At 33.8% G+C, this 17,831-nt stretch carries 18 protein-coding genes; 8 read left to right on the forward strand and 10 right to left on the reverse strand.

The window, feature by feature from the left end; all coding sequences use genetic code 11:
* Nucleotides 1-39 precede the first annotated feature (39 nt).
* Entirely contained in the window at nt 40-1,272 is a 1,233-nt protein-coding gene (locus ACWGOQ_RS17705) for a DEAD/DEAH box helicase (protein WP_452057910.1), read from the forward strand.
* A gap of 63 nt (nt 1,273-1,335) precedes the next feature.
* Here the strand turns inward: ACWGOQ_RS17705 and ACWGOQ_RS17710 are convergent, their stop codons facing one another.
* The 3 genes from ACWGOQ_RS17710 to ACWGOQ_RS17720 form a co-directional block, all read right to left on the reverse strand.
* Nucleotides 1,336-1,845: a porin family protein gene (locus ACWGOQ_RS17710; protein WP_452057909.1), complete on the reverse strand. Its 510-nt coding sequence runs from the start codon at nt 1,843-1,845 to the stop codon at nt 1,336-1,338.
* A 272-nt stretch (nt 1,846-2,117) separates the two neighbouring features.
* Nucleotides 2,118-2,315: a DUF2071 domain-containing protein gene (locus ACWGOQ_RS17715; RefSeq protein WP_452057908.1), complete on the reverse strand. Its 198-nt coding sequence runs from the start codon at nt 2,313-2,315 to the stop codon at nt 2,118-2,120.
* Between the two features lie 128 nt (nt 2,316-2,443).
* Nucleotides 2,444-2,707 carry a DUF2071 domain-containing protein gene (locus ACWGOQ_RS17720; protein ID WP_452057907.1) on the reverse strand — a complete coding sequence of 88 codons (264 nt, stop codon included), beginning with the start codon at nt 2,705-2,707 and terminating at the stop codon, nt 2,444-2,446.
* 54 nt (nt 2,708-2,761) lie between these two features.
* Here ACWGOQ_RS17720 and ACWGOQ_RS17725 point away from each other — a divergent pair, with 54 nt between their 5' ends.
* Both ACWGOQ_RS17725 and ACWGOQ_RS17730 read left to right on the forward strand, forming a co-directional pair.
* The gene (locus ACWGOQ_RS17725) at nt 2,762-3,490 is read left to right on the forward strand and encodes an NYN domain-containing protein (protein ID WP_452057906.1); all 729 of its coding nucleotides are present in this window, start codon (nt 2,762-2,764) and stop codon (nt 3,488-3,490) included.
* Nucleotides 3,491-3,539: 49 nt separating this feature from the next.
* A complete protein-coding gene (locus ACWGOQ_RS17730) occupies nt 3,540-5,099 on the forward strand; it encodes an NAD(P)/FAD-dependent oxidoreductase (protein ID WP_452057905.1) in 1,560 nt (519 codons plus the stop codon).
* Nucleotides 5,100-5,104: 5 nt separating this feature from the next.
* Here the strand turns inward: ACWGOQ_RS17730 and ACWGOQ_RS17735 are convergent, their stop codons facing one another.
* Nucleotides 5,105-6,304: a sensor histidine kinase gene (locus ACWGOQ_RS17735; RefSeq protein WP_452057904.1), complete on the reverse strand. Its 1,200-nt coding sequence runs from the start codon at nt 6,302-6,304 to the stop codon at nt 5,105-5,107.
* A 338-nt stretch (nt 6,305-6,642) separates the two neighbouring features.
* Between ACWGOQ_RS17735 and ACWGOQ_RS17740 the strand changes: the two genes are divergently transcribed.
* Nucleotides 6,643-8,223, forward strand: a complete 1,581-nt coding sequence (locus tag ACWGOQ_RS17740; protein WP_452057903.1) for a PhoX family protein — start codon at nt 6,643-6,645, stop codon at nt 8,221-8,223.
* Nucleotides 8,224-8,303: 80 nt separating this feature from the next.
* Nucleotides 8,304-10,133, forward strand: coding sequence for a cytochrome-c peroxidase (locus tag ACWGOQ_RS17745; protein ID WP_452057902.1), 1,830 nt, complete (start codon nt 8,304-8,306; stop codon nt 10,131-10,133).
* Nucleotides 10,134-10,308: 175 nt separating this feature from the next.
* On the opposite strand, the gene ACWGOQ_RS17750 is transcribed toward ACWGOQ_RS17745, so the two are convergent.
* The 3 genes from ACWGOQ_RS17750 to ACWGOQ_RS17760 are packed head-to-tail and all read right to left on the reverse strand — an operon-like array spanning nt 10,309 to nt 14,274.
* On the reverse strand, nt 10,309-11,082 hold the full coding sequence (locus tag ACWGOQ_RS17750) for a TIGR02757 family protein (protein WP_452057901.1): 774 nt from the start codon (nt 11,080-11,082) through the stop codon (nt 10,309-10,311).
* Nucleotides 11,083-11,119: 37 nt separating this feature from the next.
* Nucleotides 11,120-11,788 (reverse strand): ABC transporter ATP-binding protein, encoded by a 669-nt coding sequence (locus ACWGOQ_RS17755; RefSeq protein WP_452057900.1) that lies wholly within the window; start codon nt 11,786-11,788, stop codon nt 11,120-11,122.
* A 53-nt stretch (nt 11,789-11,841) separates the two neighbouring features.
* The gene (locus ACWGOQ_RS17760; RefSeq protein WP_452057899.1) at nt 11,842-14,274 is read right to left on the reverse strand and encodes a DUF5916 domain-containing protein; all 2,433 of its coding nucleotides are present in this window, start codon (nt 14,272-14,274) and stop codon (nt 11,842-11,844) included.
* A 148-nt stretch (nt 14,275-14,422) separates the two neighbouring features.
* On the opposite strand from ACWGOQ_RS17760, the gene msrA reads away from it, so the two are divergent.
* The 3 genes from msrA to ACWGOQ_RS17775 are packed head-to-tail and all read left to right on the forward strand — an operon-like array spanning nt 14,423 to nt 15,937.
* Nucleotides 14,423-14,980, forward strand: coding sequence for a peptide-methionine (S)-S-oxide reductase MsrA (gene msrA, locus ACWGOQ_RS17765; protein WP_452057898.1), 558 nt, complete (start codon nt 14,423-14,425; stop codon nt 14,978-14,980).
* 10 nt (nt 14,981-14,990) lie between these two features.
* Nucleotides 14,991-15,587: a GTP cyclohydrolase I FolE gene (folE, locus tag ACWGOQ_RS17770; RefSeq protein WP_452057897.1), complete on the forward strand. Its 597-nt coding sequence runs from the start codon at nt 14,991-14,993 to the stop codon at nt 15,585-15,587.
* 47 nt (nt 15,588-15,634) lie between these two features.
* Nucleotides 15,635-15,937 (forward strand): hypothetical protein, encoded by a 303-nt coding sequence (locus tag ACWGOQ_RS17775; RefSeq protein WP_452057896.1) that lies wholly within the window; start codon nt 15,635-15,637, stop codon nt 15,935-15,937.
* 63 nt (nt 15,938-16,000) lie between these two features.
* Here ACWGOQ_RS17775 and ACWGOQ_RS17780 read toward each other — a convergent pair whose 3' ends face one another.
* From ACWGOQ_RS17780 to ACWGOQ_RS17790, 3 genes are all read right to left on the reverse strand, one after another.
* Nucleotides 16,001-16,525: a DUF6787 family protein gene (locus tag ACWGOQ_RS17780; protein WP_452057895.1), complete on the reverse strand. Its 525-nt coding sequence runs from the start codon at nt 16,523-16,525 to the stop codon at nt 16,001-16,003.
* A 39-nt stretch (nt 16,526-16,564) separates the two neighbouring features.
* Nucleotides 16,565-16,987 carry a DUF6146 family protein gene (locus ACWGOQ_RS17785; protein WP_452057894.1) on the reverse strand — a complete coding sequence of 141 codons (423 nt, stop codon included), beginning with the start codon at nt 16,985-16,987 and terminating at the stop codon, nt 16,565-16,567.
* A 144-nt stretch (nt 16,988-17,131) separates the two neighbouring features.
* Entirely contained in the window at nt 17,132-17,764 is a 633-nt protein-coding gene (locus tag ACWGOQ_RS17790) for a DUF937 domain-containing protein (protein WP_452057893.1), read from the reverse strand.
* Between the last annotated feature and the right edge of the window lie 67 nt (nt 17,765-17,831).

Consider the following 17,831-nt stretch of genomic DNA (forward strand, 5'->3'; position numbering starts at 1 on the left):
GGCATTATATAATAGATTGTTGTTTCTTAAACAATTTATATGTCATTTGATTTATTAGGATTATCCGATGCTTTATTAAAAGCTATCGACAAAAAAGGGTATACGGTCCCTTCTCCAATTCAGGAAAAAGCCATACCTCCAATTTTAGAAAGGAAAGATGTGTTAGCATCCGCTCAAACCGGAACTGGTAAAACTGCAGGATTTACATTACCTATATTACAAATATTATCACAGGGACAGCACTTTAGGAAAAGACCTATTAGAGCTTTGATCTTAACACCTACAAGAGAGCTCGCAGCACAAATATTGGATAATGTAAAAGCATATAGTGAATTTGTTGATTTGAGATCAATGGTGGTTTTTGGAGGTGTAAATGCAAATCCACAAATCAGGGCTCTCAGGAATGGAGTAGATATATTAGTAGCTACGCCAGGTCGTTTATTAGATTTACATAGTCAAAGAGCTTTATCACTTGCGAAAGTAGAAATATTGGTATTGGATGAAGCAGATCGGATGCTAGACATGGGATTTCAGAGAGATATCAATAAAATACTAGCATTATTGCCTACAAAAAGGCAGAACCTATTGTTTTCTGCAACTTTTTCTAAGGAGATTAAGAAACTGGCTGGTGGAATTTTACAACACCCAGTATCTGTTGAAGCCGCTCCAGAGAATACCACTGCGGAGAAGGTAGATCAGAAGATGTTTAAAGTTGATAAGTCAAAAAAAACCGATGTAGTTGTTAAGCTGATTTCTGAAGGAAACTGGAAACAAGTATTGATTTTTACACGAACCAAGCACGGTGCCAATCGCCTTAGTGAAAAACTAAGTAAAAACGGAATCACATCCGCGGCAATTCACGGAAATAAAAGTCAAGGAGCAAGGACAAAAGCATTAAGCGGTTTTAAGCAAAATAAAATTCGAGTATTAGTAGCTACGGATATTGCAGCCCGCGGGTTGGATATTCCGTTATTACCACACGTTATTAACTATGAACTACCCAATATTTCTGAAGATTACGTACATAGAATTGGGCGTACGGGTAGAGCAGGAGCAAGTGGAGAAGCAATTTCATTAGTTTCACAGGAAGAGGTGAGTTATGTAAAGGGGATAGAAAAATTATTAGGAATAACATTGCCCAAAGAAATCATAGAAGGTTTTGAACCAAGTTTTACTTTTGATTATAACGCAGCACCCGTGAAAAAACAGAGGGGAAAACCTAAATCTAATCGTAATAATAGGAACTATAACAGAAGATCGAGAAGATCCTAAAAAAAAGAGGTCGTCTACATAATTTTTAGACGACCTCTTTTTCTATAATTTTTTTGGTTGCTACTAAAAAATGTAATATCCAACAGAAAGCTGGAAAGTTCCATTTTTAGAATTGACATTATCCACAATATCTGTAAGTCCGAAGTTGTATCGAGCCTGAGCAAAGAAATCACCAAATTCTACACCTGCTCCAACGGCGCCACTAACATCAAAACTTTCTGGTTCCCCAGTTTCAAAATCATCATTTACTACAATACCAAACTGTGGGCCTGCTTCAAAACTTAAAAATTTTAAGAATTTATATTTCACTAAAATAGGAACATTCAAATAGTCTATATCTCTATCATCAGCTCCTTGGGCAGAATATAACACCTCTGGCTGAATAGCAAACTTGTCTGCAATTCCGAACTGCCCTACAAAGCCTATGTGATATCCTGTTCTGCTGTCCAGATCAGCATCTCCATTGATATTAGAAAAGTTAACTCCTCCTTTTACACCAAATTTTAAGCTTTGTGCATTAGAAATTGTGGTAAAACCGATAAGCGCAATGGCTAAAAAAAATAGTTTTTTCATAAGTCTAATTAATTGTTTGTTACTATCAAATATAGAAACTTACTATTAATAATGGATTGAAATAACCTGCTAAAGCACGAACCTATCTATTTTTAATACGGTTGATCTTGGTATCTATTTTAATTATCGTCATAGTAATTATCTTTATTCTTTTTACACTTTGCCCAGACGATCACCTGTATACTATTAGAATAACTGGTATGACCTGGCTTTTGTTTGAGTAAGTTTTTAAATTACGGATGGTTAACGGTCAATTTTTTAATGTTGATTTCTCATAGGGGCAGCTCAGGATGATGAACCTCATATTCATTAATATCATTATCCGCATCCTGAAAAAGGGCATATCGTTCAGTTAACCAAATATCTAGATTTGTTTTGCTTTTTACAGTGTTCCCCAATTTGAATTGGATATCAAATTCATCTTTGTGGTTAAAATTTCTTGAAATATAGGTGTCAGAAGTTCTCTTCATCTTAGAATATCGATAAGGGAGTTTAGAAATTTTTAGCAACCATACAGGAAATTCTTTTACTTCCTTCTAGATTTAAAAAATAAACACTTGTCTTTTTTTCTGACTTAATATAAGTTCCAATATAGATTTCATGAAAATGGGGAATAAGGATGGTAATGCGGTAGATTTTTTGGTCGAATCTTTTCTATAGAAAGCGCTACTAAAGAACCCCAGGGACTATCTTCAAAAGTATCAATTTCCAATTCTTTAGGAACAAATTTTTGTAAGGTGTTATAAGCTACTTTCCAGTGCAAAAAAAAATCCTTTGTTCCATTCCTGATAAAATTTCTAGGGTGTTTTCGGTAATTCCCAAGGTCAATGTCCGTGTTTTTTAATATTTCACGAATAGTCATTAGATTACTATGGAGTACTTTTATTAGATGTTGTATTTATGTACCTTTAACGGCATGATTAAAGATACAAAATTAGCCGTTCTTATTGACGGTGATAATATTCCCGCAAAGTATTTAAAAGAGATGATGGAAGAGATTACTAAATATGGTACTCCTACTATCAAAAGAATTTATGGTGACTGGACAAAACCATATTTGGCAAAATGGAAGGGCATATTACTTGAAAATGCAATAAATCCAATTCAACAATATAGTTATACAACCGGAAAAAATGCAACAGATTCTGCTATGATTATAGATGCGATGGATATCTTATATTCAGAAAGGGTTCATGGCTTTTGTTTAGTTTCCTCAGACAGTGATTTTACAAAGTTGGCTATGCGATTACGAGAAGCGGGTGTTGTTGTATATGGAATTGGAGAAAAGAAAACTCCAGATCCATTTATTGTTGCATGTGATAAGTTTATCTATCTCGAAATCCTTAATAAGGATACTGAGAAAAAAGATGGTAAAGGAAAGTCAGAGAAATCTAACTTAGATAAGATCACACCTAAAACAATACGATTATTAAGAAACTCTGTTGATGATGCAGCAGATGAGGATGGATGGGCATTTTTAGGAGATGTAGGTTCTTTGATTCTTAAGAAACAACCTAACTTTGACTCAAGAAATTTTGGTTTTGCAAAATTAACTCCTTTATTTAATTCGCTAAAAGAGTTTGAAATAGATCAACGGGATCATACCAGCGGGAGATTTAAACTGATTTACGTTCGTAACAGATAAACTTGTTTTTTAACATCGTATCTTCGTCAAAAATTAGAAAACATACCCATTGCAATACGAATTTAGCATACAAGTAGCACCCGAAATTGCTGTAATTTCTGATCAATTAAAAACTGAGGTATCCAGAAAAAATGGGATACCGATAAATGAAATTAAGCACATACGGATATTAAAACGTTCTATTGATGCACGTCAAAAAGCTATTAAAGTAAATTTGAAACTAAGAGTATATGTGCAAGAGGATTATGTTGAAGAACCTATTGAATTACCAGAGTATCCCGATGTTTCTGATAAGAATGAAGTCGTTATAATTGGAGCGGGTCCTGCGGGTTTATTCGCAGCTTTACGATGTATTGAGTTGGGGTATAAGCCCATTTTGCTGGAGCGAGGTAAAGATGTTAGGAACAGAAGAAGAGATCTTAAAGCGATCAATAGGGATCATATAGTTAATGAAGACTCTAATTATTGTTTTGGAGAAGGAGGCGCAGGTACTTACAGCGATGGGAAATTATATACACGCTCTAAAAAAAGGGGAGATGTTAACCGTATTCTTAACTTATTAGTCGGTTTTGGAGCTACAAATCAGATTTTGGTTGAAGCACATCCACATATTGGAACTAATAAATTACCAGCTATTATCGCATCCATACGAGATAAGATAAGAGAACAGGGTGGAGAAATACATTTTGAAACCAGAGTAACTGATTTTAAAATAAAAAATTCATCAATCAATGCTGTAGTTCTACATACTGGTGATACGATTGAAACAAATAAGGTGATTTTAGCAACAGGACACTCTGCCAGAGATGTTTTTGAATTGTTATACAGGAAAAAGATTGAAATTGAAGCAAAACCATTTGCATTAGGCGTTCGGGTAGAACATTCTCAACAATTAATTGATCAAATACAATATAAGTGTGAAGTTCGTGGGCAGTATTTGCCACCATCACCTTACAGCATCGTAAAGCAGGTAAAAGGCAGAGGTATGTATTCTTTTTGTATGTGTCCGGGTGGAGTTATTGCTCCTTGTGCCACCAGTCCTGGAGAAGTAGTTACCAACGGTTGGTCACCATCCAAAAGAGATCAACCTACTTCTAATAGTGGAATAGTTGTAGAATTACGTTTAGAAGATTTTAAAGATTTTTCTAAATATGGTCCATTAGCCGGAATGTACTTTCAGAAACAAATAGAACAACGGGCTTGGCATTTGGCAGGAGGTACACAAAAGGTGCCCGCACAACGATTAGTAGACCTAACACAAGGAAAGATTTCTATAGATTTACCAGAAACTTCTTATAAACCAGGTTTGACATCTGTAGATATGGAAAGCGTCTTTCCGAAATTCATTCACAATACACTGCAGCAAGGATTTAAAGCTTTTGATAAAAGTATGAGAGGTTATCTAACCAATGAAGCCGTTGTACACGCTCCAGAATCCAGGACTTCATCTCCAGTACGAATACCCAGAAATCGATATACACTAGAGCATACGCAGATAAAAGGACTCTATCCCTGTGGAGAAGGTGCTGGATATGCTGGTGGGATTGTTTCTGCTGCCATAGATGGAGAGAAATGTGCTGAAGCTTGTGTGGCAACTATTACTTCATAACTATATTACTTTTTGATAGAAAAATCAAAAATAGTTTGTACACCGAGAATAGATTTTACTTTGATACATCCACCTAGATTTTCAACTAATTTTTTTACTGTTGAAAGCCCTATTCCATTTCCTTTGTTACCGCTCCTATCTGTTCCATTAGCCGTGGTGAATAATTCAAAAATGGAATCAATCTTATCGTCAGGAATGCCCATTCCATTGTCGGTAACCTTAAAGTAATAAAATCTAGTATCTTCTGAATGCTCAATATCTATGATTATTTGTTCCTTATCATTGTATTTAATACTATTTCCTATGAGATTGAAAAATATTTGCTTCAATGCTGACTTATTGCAGTTTAGTGTAGGATTATTTTCTGGGAAATGAATCGTGCAATCAGGCTTAATACTTAATAATTCTGCAATTTCTTTTAAAAGATAATTTAGTTTAAATGATTCTGGTTTATTTTGAGTCAGGCTATCACTTTCATAGTGATCTAACACATCATTTATATAATCACTCATTGTGAAGGAGGACTGTTTTATATAATCAAAATATTCTGAAGTTTCCTGATCCAGATCATTAGCTAATTTTAGTTTTAAGAGATCAGAAGTAGTAATCACATTGGCCAATGGCATTTTTAGATCGTGAGAAATTACTCTTGCAAATTCTTTTAATGACTCGTTTCTTTTTCGGAGTTTGTCTTCTATTTGCTCTAAGTCTTTGTTTTTTTTATTGAGTTCAAATAGTATAACAACTTGATGGGCAAGAGATTTTAAGGCCTCTAATTGCTTATCACTAAGTTTTTTGGGTTGACTATCGATAACACATAAGGTACCAAGAGCGAATCCGTTCTTATCAATAAGTGGAATACTGGCATAAAAAATAACAGTGCCTTTTCTAGTAAGAGGATTGTCACAAAAACGTTCATCCAATCTGGTATCGTTAACAATCAATGGAATATTCGGATCTAAAATAGCGTGGGCACAAAAAGATTCTTTTCTAGGGATTTGATTAGTAGAAAATCCGTAGGAGGATTTAAACCATTCACGATCACTATCCACCAATGATATCAAAGCAGCTTCAGTGTCACATAAATATGCTGCTAATGCAGTAATCTCATCAAATTCATTCTCAGATTCTGTATCAAGAATATTTAATGACTTTAATGCTTCAATTCTGAATTCTTCATTTAAGGGGAGTATCGGTGCAATCATTTTTATCAAGAATTGTATTATGTGATACAATTCTTAATAAAATTAACAAAAAAATATTAAAAATTAAGAATTCCCTTCTTTGATTATTCTAAACATTAGTAAATGGCAGTTTTTAGATGTTTCTTTCGTTAAATTTTTATATACACTATTCCATTATAGTTTTTGTTTCAAAAGCCAAAAAATTAATCAAGCGTTAACCTGTTTAACCTTAAAAAAAACTTCATAACGTAAAATTAAACTTAGATTAACTTAATAGCTATCATTAGTTAACTAACCTTTAGAATAGTCTAAATAATTTTACACCACATAAATAATCTTATAACTTAATTAACGAAAAAATGAATAATTTAGGAAAACTTGTTTTTAAATCCTTATTGATATTTTCTCTGGGGGTGTCTTTAGCAAATTGTGAAGATGGAAGAGATGGTATTGATGGAATAGACGGTCAAGATGGTCAGGATGGTCAGGACGGAGTTGATGGTCAGGACGGTGAAGATGGAGAAGATTTTGTGCCACTACCCACTATGTTCTCGGATAAATCACCAACAAAGCCTTTAGTAGCAATGGCTTCTCAATTTAATTATGTAGAGCCATATTCTTTAATAAGTACACCAGATGTAATCAATGGTACATTTCAACTAGCTGGTTCAGCAGATGGAGCGGGGTTTTTGAAAGACGGAGATGAATATATCTATGTTGTTAATTGTGAAGATAGCTATGCCGTTGCAAGAATAAGACTGGATGAGAATTTAATACCCGTTGCCGGAGACTATCTATTGAACTCTGGAGTATCTGATTTTGCAAGACAATGCTCTGGAACGATGTGGGAAGCGGCAATACACGGTGGATCTCAGGACTTGTTTTTATCAGCTTCAGAAAGTATTAATTATGATGTGAAAGGGATCGATCCTTTTATAGCTACTCCTACACCAACTGCAGATTTTGGATTAGATGCTTTAGGAGAGTTTTCTTGGGAAAATGCGGTTCCATTACCAAAGGATGCCTATTCTGGTAAAACTGTTATTATTGGTGGAGACGATGATTCTAGTGGTTCTGAAGGTCAGGTAACTTTATATTATTCAGAAAATGCAGATGATGATTTAACGAACGGAAAGATTTATGTGCTAAGATTTAAGCAGGTTTCTAATGGTATTGTCGATGTTGATGGTAATATAGGTATTGAGGATGTAGCTCCAGAAACTGTTTATAATGAAGGTCAATTGGATTTTGGAAATACTTACGATGTAGAATTTGTTGAAATTCCAAATGGTAAAGACTTTACTAAAGATGAAATGGAAACTGCTTGTACCGATGTTTTTGCTTCTCAGTTTATGAGAGTAGAGGATGTAGATTATCAAAAAGGTAGTGATGCGAATGGAAGAAATGTGTTTTTTGCCGTAACGGGAAGAGGACCAGGAAGAGGAACTTATAATGATTGGGGAACAGTATATAAATTAGAATTAGATGAAGCCTCTCCGTTAACAGGGAAGCTAACTCAGATTATAAGTGGTAACACAGATACTAATAATATGGATGGGAATTTACCAGAATTACAAAGTCCTGATAATATATGTGTGACAGAAAATTTTATTTATGTTCAGGAAGATCCTAATTCTTTTGACAGAGGACATGCTGCACAGATATACCAAACAGACATTAACGGTAACAATCCAAGTAAAGTATTAGAATTAGTAGTTCGCCAAGACTTAGATCCTAATAATAGTACAGGTTTTAGTGGTGAGTTTGGCGCATTAACCGATATTTCTGACAAAGTTGGAGTTCCAGGTACGTTCTTATTAGCGCTACAACCTCATTATTGGGAGAGCCCTGACTTTATGAACTTGGATGGTCATACAAATGCATCCAGAGAAGATGATCAAGCTTCTCAGATCATTATTTTAAGAGGACTTCCTAGATAGTTTTCCTGTAAAAAATCAAAATAAAAAGATCTCCATTGAATAATGGAGATTCTTTTTATTTATTAAAACACCATTAGTTAATGAATACATCATTTAAGACAAGTGTACTATTAGTTTCTTTTTTTACATTTTTATTTTTTTCTTGTAAAGAATTCAAAGAAGAAACATACATTGATACTACAAAACCTAATTGGAAAATTGCTCAAGATTTTTATCTGAAGAATATCACGAATTCAATAGCGTATTTGGATACACTAGAAATCGTCGGTAGTAAAGGAGAAAACGCACAAACTATTTTTAAAAATGCAAGAATTGCATTTAAAAAAGCAGAACCATTTGCTTCTTATTTGAATCCTGAGGTTGGGCACAGAGCAAATGGACCGGCATTACCTATATTTAAGGAAGACAATAGCAAAATTTTAAACCCTGTGGGTTTGCAGAAAATAGAAGAAAGCCTTTATGAAGGAAATGTAACTGAAGAAGAATTTGGCTATGAAATAAGAATTACAAAAGGTTTGTTGTTAAACCTTCAAAAAAACATTCAAAAGAGAACCTTAAACCCCAAACGATTTTTTGTTGCTACACATCAACAATTGTTTAGAATCATAAGTTTGGGTATTTCTGGTTTCGATACTCCTGTAAGTCATCTCGGTATTGAAGAAACCATTGTTTCACTAGAAAGCTTACAATATGTATACGAAGAAACGATAGGATTTTTAATAAAAAATAAGAATATTGAACTTGATAAAGAGTTTAAAAATAATATTGCCAGATCTATTCGCTTCATTAATCAAAATAAAGATTTTGAGAGTTTTGATCGATATACATTCATCAGAGAGTATATGAACCCGATTACCCGTAACTGGGTTGCCATCCGTAAGGAAAGTGAATTGTGGGAGGGAGAGCGTAGTTTTCCATTTAATTTTGACGCACCAACATTTTTTGAGGAAGATTCATTTAATGTAACTTATTTTACACCTCCCAGCAATAGAAACCCTTCTGATAAGCAAATAGCTTTAGGGGAAAAACTATTTTTTGATAAAAACTTATCTAAAAAAAAGGAAATGGCTTGTGCTACCTGTCATAAACCTGATAGGGCTTATGCTGATGATAAGGTGAGTAATTTGGATAATACTTCGAATCCGTTACAGAGAAACACGCCTACTTTAATTAATTCGGTTTTTCAGAAAAGTTTTTTTTGGGATGGTAGATCGGCAAATTTATTAGATCAGATATCCGCTGTTTTTACTAATAAAAAGGAATTTGATTCTGGAGTGCACGAATTTTCTGATGCTATTCTACAGGACACTACGTATATAAAATTGTTCAAAGAAGCATACGGAGGAGTCTCTAATAGAAATAGAGATGTAATTAAAGCGATATCCTCTTACATATCAACCCTCAATGGATTTTCTTCGAAGTTTGATAAAAATATAAGAGGAGAAGAGGATACGTTTACCAAAGAAGAGAAAAAAGGATTTAATCTTTTTATGGGTAAAGCGCTCTGTGCAACCTGTCATTTTGTGCCTTTAACTAATGGCACAGTACCTCCATTTTTTAAAGAAACGGAAAAAGAGGTTATAGGGGTTCCGGAAACAAAAGAAAACAAACAACTAGATGATGATTTAGGTTTTTATTGGAAATTTGAAGAAGAGTTACATAGAGGCATGTTTAAAACACCTACCGTACGAAATACAGCACTTACAGCTCCATATATGCATAATGGCGTATACAATACATTAGAAGAGGTTATGGAGTTTTATAATCTAGGAGGAGGTAGTGGAATGGGATTTGATTTAGTACATCAAACCTTGCCCTTTGATGAGTTGAAACTGGATCAGGAAGAATTAAAAGCTTTGGTTGCGTATGTAAAAACATTGACAGATGATTCTATAAAAGTAGGATATTGATCAAACCGAATTGATTTGCAGTGTATTTAATTTCTTTGTATTCATGTTCCACTAATTCAACAAATTCGAAAAGAAAAGATTCTTATGCATTTAATGTTATGATTAGGTGGAAAAGTTATAGCGTATAGGACTTTCTTATTATTTTTATAAAGAGGTTTTGATGATACTTTACCTATCAGAATTTTTCGAAAACTCCTAATCCAAATAAGGCATAGTCATATTTTACTGGATCTAAAGGGTCTAATAGCCTTAAATTACTATCGAGTTCGTATAGAGCTTTACCATCATTTTGTTTTCTGCCGAGCAAGTGTAGCTTTCTTGCAACATTGCCCGAATGTACATCTAATGGACAAGATAATTGCGAGGGAGAAAGGCTTTTCCAAATTCCTAAATCCACCCCAGCTTTGGCATCTCGTATCATCCATCTAAAAAACATATTAATCCTTTTTGCCGCAGAGTTTTTATGTGGATCACTAATATGTTTTTGAGTTCGGGGTAAGTGCGGCAGCATAAAAAATTCCTTCTTAAAATAATGAATGGCGTTTTGTAGATGCTTTTCTTGATTGAATTGTTTAAAAAAGACCTCCATATCCCCATACTTTTTATAGATATTCTGTAAAGCTTTAATAAAATAAGATAGATCAGTACTATTAAAGGTTCTATGAACAAAACCTTCTAATTTTTCAAGATCAGTATCCTTATGATGCATAATAAAATCATATGGTGAACTCCCCATAAGCCCCATTAACTGATGTGCATTATTGAGGATGCTTTTACGATTTCCCCAAGAAATTATTGCTGTTAAGAAACCTGCAATTTCGATATCCTCTTTTTGGGTAAAAAGGTGTGGAATTTGAACAGGATCTGTTTCTATGAATTGTGGTTGTTCATAAAATGCCGCTTTTTCATCCAGAAATTCTTTAAGTTCCGTTTTGCTTAGTTTCTTCACGAAGTTTTCTGTGTTGAAATATTGAAATACAGTAAAATTAAGTTTTATCTACAATTTTACCATCTACCATAACCAATTTTCGATCGGCCATATCAGCTAATTCTTCGTTATGAGTAACGATAACAAAGGTTTGCCCATACTCATCTCTAAGTTTAAAGAATAATTGATGCAGGTTCTCAGCTGATTCACTATCCAGATTACCAGAAGGCTCATCGGCAAAGATTACTTTTGGGTTGTTGATTAAAGATCTGGCAACAGCAACTCGTTGTTGTTCTCCTCCTGACAATTCACTTGGCTTATGGTCACATCGATGTTCTAAGCCTAAAAAGCCCAATAACTCTTTTGCTCTTTTTTCTGCTTCAGCTTTTGGTACCTTTTTTATAAATGCCGGAATACAAACATTTTCCAAAGCAGTAAATTCGGGTAAAAGCTGATGAAACTGAAAAATAAACCCTAATTGCTCATTTCTAAATTTAGAAAGTTGCTTTTCAGTAAGGAAGTTGATGATATTATTATTAATGGAAAGATCGCTTCCTTTTTCCTTTGATGCTCGATCTAATGTGCCTAGAATTTGTAGTAATGTTGTTTTTCCTGCTCCTGAAGCTCCTACGATGGATACAATTTCTCCTTCTTTGATATGTAAATCAACACCTTTTAAAACGTGTAAATCTCCATAGTTTTTATGAATATTCTTTGCTTTTATCATCTATGCATTGCTTAAAACTGTGAAAGTAACTAATATCCTAAATATCGCCAAGATTATCCTTTAAAAGAACCTTTTAAATTATTGATATCAAGAAAATAAACAACTCTTAGTGATAATGTATGCTGTATTGGCTGGCCAAAAAGATTATCTAAACTATCTGTATAGTTAATGGTAGAAAGTTCATCCTGATTAAAAATCTGATTGCGATAGAGTAGGGTGGCTTCACTTCCGGGTGCAAATCTCCAGCTAAAGCTCAAATCTAAATTCCAAATATTAAAATTAGTATTTGGATCATTTTCAGAAGTATCATAATCCGCCCGTCTACGAGTACCATCATTGTTTAATGTATAAAATACATTTTCGGAGTAATCCGCGGTACTCCAAAAATTTCTAAAACGAAGGTTAATTGCTTTATAAGGATCGAAGTTATAGCTGGCACTAAGGGAGTTCTCAACTGTGGTAATATCTCGCTGCCCCAGAAAAATAGAGGTTTCGGTATTGTCTATATATCCAAAATTTCGCCTTCTAATAGCATAATCAGTAGTCCAGATCACCAAAAGTTTATCAGAAAATCGATATCTTGGAGAAAGGTTCATACTATAAGTTTGTTGATTATCTTCAAACCAATTACGGTGAAACAAGCGTACATCGTATGCAAATTTTTTGCGATAATCAGAAGATACCCATAAATTAACTCCTAGGTTTTCACTGAAAGTAACATATCGACCATCTACTCTGGGCTCGAAATAATCATCAGTATCGGAGTCATAAATCGTAAATCCTCCAAAACCAAAACGCTCCCGGGTTACAAAAAACCAATCAACACCCACAGAATTAGATGTTTGTACACTAGGTTCATATAATCTGCGATGCCTGGCAAAAAGATTGATTCTATAATTGTTAAACATCTTAGTTGGTTCGAAGATCTGATAAGAAGTACTGACTCTGAAACTATTAAAGTTGTTTGTGAAATTTACTCCTAAATCATTAATATCATAAGTAGTATTTGCCAGGTCATGACCAAATCCATATCGCCATTTACCTTTAATGCGATCAAAATCTAACTCAGACCGGAAACCAGCACTATTTTTACTAGGAAGATTTACCTGGCTAACTATGGATCTTCCTGTTAATCGATATGAATTAGCCTTATTTGCTAAGTTCCAGACCAACCCTGTTACATTAGCGTCTCTAAAATCACTACCATCACGTGTCACATTGGTATTTATTAAGGACAAAGAAGAGTTGTTGTTAAATTGCTGATCCAAAACAAAAATATTATAATTAGCCAGTGGTTCAACCACTTCACTTCTTTGTTCTCCTGTTATGGTATCTGTAATCCGAACTTCGGTTTTTTCAGTTATAGCATTAAAAAAACCTATTCCTAAGTTCTCCTTAGTTCTTCCTGATATCTTGAGAGCATTGAGAAGATTTATTTTAGAAGGAGACGCTTCGGCAATCTCGTTATCGTTTAAATCTTTATCAGATATAATCCTAGTTGGACCATTACCAACACGTCTGGAAAAGAAAATATTACCTTTGTTAAAGAGTTCAGTTCCTTCGGTAAAAAATTGTCTGTTTTCTCCAAAGGTTTGTTCAAAAGGCCCTAAGTTTAATCGCACTTCATCAAAAGCTGCCTGTCCAAAATCAGGTATTAGGGTTGCATCTAGCGTGAAACTATCACTCAATCCATATTTTACATCTAGTCCCGCGCTAAAATCTGTTTCAGTTTCTCCATCAAAACTAGTTCCTAAACCTTGTACAAAAGGAAAAAAAGTAAGTCTTAGTGGTGGATTAATGTTTTTAACACCTCTCACTAAACCGTTATATTGAGTTCGTTGACCTATTTTATTATCCACAAAATTCCAAGAATGCGTTTCATTCCTATTTTGTAATCTTCTAAAAAAATTGATGCTCCAGTCTTGCACGGCTACTTCTGGAAAGCGTAAAGCGTTGTAAGGGATTTTAAATTCGGCATACCACCCTTTTTCATCATAGGAGATTTTAGCATTAAAAACTACATTATAACTAAAATCTTCATTGAATTGATCTGCACGTGCATCTCCAATAGTTCCTGCGCTTGTAATAAAAAATCGAGTTTCATTAATCCCGTCATTATAGGTATTTATCGAGATATTGAAAAAGTCTGCTTGTGCAAATACATTGTCACGTTGTGTAAATTGTTTTAGTATTTTATCTGGTTGATCATCATATAAATACGCAGCAAAATATACGGCTTTGTTATCATAGGCCATTTTAACTTCGGTTTGAATATTTTCTGGAATTGTTCCTTCATTTCCTGGTTGCCACATTCTAAAGTCACCAGAAGCGGGGATATCTTTCCAAACCATATCATCTAGAACACCATCAATTTTAGGAGCGGTAGTAATTCTCTTTGCAGTAATCTCTTTTCTTTCTTGACCAAATAAAATAAATGTGTACATTACTAATAACACACTTACAATAGGGCGTAGTTTTTTATTCATATTTTGTAAAAAAATCCTTACTTTTTTGACGTATGTGCAAAACTAGGATTGTATGATTACATGGCGTACTAATGAAAAGTTAAAAAGCAGCAACACTGTTTAGTATATACGTACATTAGTTAAACAATATTTATATTTTAACATTAGTATGAAAAAAAATAATCTTAAGACCGCCGTTTTTGCTGGGGGATGTTTCTGGTGTACTGAAGCCGTTTTTCAGCGATTGGAAGGAGTATGTAAAGTAAAATCAGGATATACCGGAGGTACTATTAAAAACCCTGCATACCGAGAGATAACCACTGGTAGAACAGGTCATGCAGAAGCAATTAAAATCGAATATGATGCTGATATAATTAGTTACAATGAATTACTTGAAATCTTTTTTGCTACACACGATCCAACCACATTAAATAGACAAGGAGCTGATCGGGGTACACAATATAGAAGTGCTGTGTTTTATATAGGTGATAAACAAATGGAAATCGCACATTCTATGATTGAAAAGCTTACTAAGGAAGGCGTTTTTGATAGCCCTATAGTAACACAAATAGCAGCACTAGAGGCTTTTTATGATGCAGAAGATGATCATCAAAACTATTACAATCAACATAGTAATCAAGGGTATTGTCAGTTTGTGATTAACCCAAAACTAAGTAAATTGCAGCATACCTTTAGGAGTAAGTTAAAAAAAGAAAAACAGAACTAATTTAAATATAATGCCATACAATAAATTTGAGGAATATAATATAAAGGTTACGGATGAAGTAAAGAATAAATTTAAATCAATAATTACCGATCTTGGAGAAGATATAAATAGAGAAGGGATTGTAAAAACTCCCGAACGCGCTGCAAAAGCTATGCAATTTTTGACTCAGGGTTATCATCAAGATCCTGAGGAGATTTTAAAAAGCGCTATGTTTAAGGAGGACTACGATGATATGGTTATTGTGAAAGATATTGAACTATATTCCTTGTGTGAGCACCATATGCTCCCCTTTTTCGGTAAGGCTCATATCGCTTATATACCAAATGGTCAAATTGTTGGTTTGAGTAAATTACCAAGAATCGTAGATGTATTTGCAAGACGTTTACAAGTGCAAGAACGGTTGACTCATGACATATTAGAGTGTATTAATGATACGCTACAACCTAAAGGCGTTGCAGTAGTTATTGAGGCAGCTCATATGTGTATGATGATGCGGGGTGTACAAAAACAAAATTCGGTAACCACAACTTCTGGATTTAGAGGGCAATTTGAAAAAATTGAAACAAGAACAGAATTTTTAAGGTTAATTACTGCAGATTTGGCGTAATAATTTTTTGGCATTTTTTTTGTTATATTATTAGTAAATAGAAACTTATGAAAAATGAGAAATATAAATTATTAAAGAAAGGTCTTATCTATGATGTAATTGGTATGGCCTCTTTGGCGATTCCTTTTATTGGTCCATTTTTAGACCTTTTATGGGCTCCTTACGCAGCAAAAAAAATGATGGATATGTATCCAGGAAAGAAAGGTAAAATTGCTTCAGCGATTACTTTTATCGAAGAGATTATTCCGGGAACTGATATTATTCCATCTTTTACACTAATGTGGTTATATACTTTTGTGATTAATAAAGAAGGAGTTACAAATAAAAAATCGAAAGTAATTGAGGTATAGGTGGTTAGGTAAATTTCTTGTCAAAAAAGGATATTTAGAAATTCTTACCTGTAAATAGTTTTTTTAATCTTTAATGAATTGGGAAAATCCCATTCGGCGTAGCATTTTTTTCTCGAACCACCAGAAAAACTTAAACTGCCCAAACATCCAACCAACAAGTAATAGTATTACTTGATATATTGGAAATATTAATAATATTCTTAATGGCCAATAAATCCATCCATTGGTAGTTTCTCTGCTTAAACCTATAAAGGTTAATATGGGATCAGAAAGCCCGGCAGCTGTAGAGCCCGTAATTGCAAATACGATAAAGATCGCGATAAGTTCCCATCGATAGGTTACATTCCATTTTTTTTCTAAGGCATCAAAAATCTTTAACGTTAATCCTAGTAAAGGAATAAAAAGAAAAATAGTGATCAACGACACTGCGATAAAAAAAGAATCATTGGTTTCTGATAACTTGAGTATACCAGAAACTATTCTTTTACTTAGTAAGAATGCTGAAAATAATAAACCTAATAATCCTAAGAAAGGAAATAGAAGTTGCCAATTAGCTTTAATTTCCCAACGGTCTTTGAACTTTTGCATGAGGTAAAAATACGACTTAAACTTTTTGTGTCAAAACCTTTACCCTCTACTTACAAAAAATTTTTGTTGATATTGTTGCTCAAAATATAAGAAGTAATTATATAGTAAGTAGTTTACCTCATATCCATAGTCAATACTTTGTTCGTAGTTAATTTGTTGAAGATATAAATTAGGGTCGTATCGTTGCGGTTGTAATACTCTTTGATTGTATTCTGTGACATATTGTCGATTTCTTATTTCTAAAAATTGTTGATTATAATACCCTCTTGGCGGCTGGGTGGCTAACCAAGGGCTAAAACCTGGCTCTATAATAAGAATTTCATATTCCAAATCATCATTGGCGATTCGTAAGGTATCTGATATATTGTTTGTAGTGGCTGTATCCAGTTTCCGATCCTTGGTAGTTCCACAACTGTAGATAATCATTGCCAGAATAAATATGTATATACTATTTTTCATCATGAATCTCAAATTACAAAAAGTAGATCAAATATTTTTCCTGTTTAACATTTTTTATTACATAGCATTTCCACGAATGAAAAAGAGTTTTGATATTTTATCAAAACTCTTCTTTTACCTATGTTATGAAAGAATGGTGGTGTCAAATTATTTTCCAAAAAGACCGCCTAGAAGTCCACCAAGACCACCTTTTTTCTTATTTGAGCCAATTACTATATCAGCAACGTCATCCAGAACACTGCCATCTCCGTCGGCATCAATAAGTGACATAATAAGACTTTGGTTTTGTTTTGGTTGTCCACCTAACATACTTCCTAATAAAGAAGTTAACCCGCTAGAATCATTTACGTTATTTGCTCTGGTTTGTTGACCTAAAACACCCATTAAAATAGGAGCTGCAACTTTTAATATTTGAGCTACAGAACCTGCATCTACACCTGATTTCGAACTTAGTGCATTTTCTACCTGCGGTTGTTTTTGTCCTAGAATATGTCCTAGAATCCCAGCCCCATCTTGCATGGTATTATCATCCACACCTCCATTAAATAATCCTCCTAAGTTTTGAAGAATTCCTCCATCGTGTTTACCGGATAAAGCATTCATTAAACCTGAAGCGCCTTCAGGTGTAGAAGCATTTTTTTTCATAGCACCCATTAATACAGGTAGTGCCATGCTTAGAACATCAGCAGTTTTTCCTTCTGATTGACCAGTCTGGCTACTAACGCCGCTAATCATTTGTTTTCCAATATCGCTATTTAATAAATCTAATAATCCAGACATCTTAGTATATTTTTAATTTATAGTTAAATTTAAACGTTTTAGGATTAAAAGTTAAAGGCAATCACAA

It is taken from the genome of Aquimarina ulvae (genome assembly GCF_053613295.3).

Excerpts from the sequence above, each read along its gene's own strand:
- ACWGOQ_RS17705 (WP_452057910.1), top strand. The coding sequence starts at position 40 with ATGTCATTTGATTTATTAGGATTATCCGATGCTTTATTAAAAGCTATC.
- ACWGOQ_RS17710 (WP_452057909.1), bottom strand. The coding sequence starts at position 1,845 with ATGAAAAAACTATTTTTTTTAGCCATTGCGCTTATCGGTTTTACCACA.
- ACWGOQ_RS17715 (WP_452057908.1), bottom strand. The coding sequence starts at position 2,315 with ATGAAGAGAACTTCTGACACCTATATTTCAAGAAATTTTAACCACAAA.
- ACWGOQ_RS17720 (WP_452057907.1), bottom strand. The coding sequence starts at position 2,707 with ATGACTATTCGTGAAATATTAAAAAACACGGACATTGACCTTGGGAAT.
- ACWGOQ_RS17725 (WP_452057906.1), top strand. The coding sequence starts at position 2,762 with ATGATTAAAGATACAAAATTAGCCGTTCTTATTGACGGTGATAATATT.
- ACWGOQ_RS17735 (WP_452057904.1), bottom strand. The coding sequence starts at position 6,304 with ATGATTGCACCGATACTCCCCTTAAATGAAGAATTCAGAATTGAAGCA.
- ACWGOQ_RS17740 (WP_452057903.1), top strand. The coding sequence starts at position 6,643 with ATGAATAATTTAGGAAAACTTGTTTTTAAATCCTTATTGATATTTTCT.
- ACWGOQ_RS17745 (WP_452057902.1), top strand. The coding sequence starts at position 8,304 with ATGAATACATCATTTAAGACAAGTGTACTATTAGTTTCTTTTTTTACA.
- ACWGOQ_RS17755 (WP_452057900.1), bottom strand. The coding sequence starts at position 11,788 with ATGATAAAAGCAAAGAATATTCATAAAAACTATGGAGATTTACACGTT.
- ACWGOQ_RS17760 (WP_452057899.1), bottom strand. The coding sequence starts at position 14,274 with ATGAATAAAAAACTACGCCCTATTGTAAGTGTGTTATTAGTAATGTAC.
- msrA (WP_452057898.1), top strand. The coding sequence starts at position 14,423 with ATGAAAAAAAATAATCTTAAGACCGCCGTTTTTGCTGGGGGATGTTTC.
- folE (WP_452057897.1), top strand. The coding sequence starts at position 14,991 with ATGCCATACAATAAATTTGAGGAATATAATATAAAGGTTACGGATGAA.
- ACWGOQ_RS17775 (WP_452057896.1), top strand. The coding sequence starts at position 15,635 with ATGAAAAATGAGAAATATAAATTATTAAAGAAAGGTCTTATCTATGAT.
- ACWGOQ_RS17780 (WP_452057895.1), bottom strand. The coding sequence starts at position 16,525 with ATGCAAAAGTTCAAAGACCGTTGGGAAATTAAAGCTAATTGGCAACTT.
- ACWGOQ_RS17785 (WP_452057894.1), bottom strand. The coding sequence starts at position 16,987 with ATGATGAAAAATAGTATATACATATTTATTCTGGCAATGATTATCTAC.
- ACWGOQ_RS17790 (WP_452057893.1), bottom strand. The coding sequence starts at position 17,764 with ATGTCTGGATTATTAGATTTATTAAATAGCGATATTGGAAAACAAATG.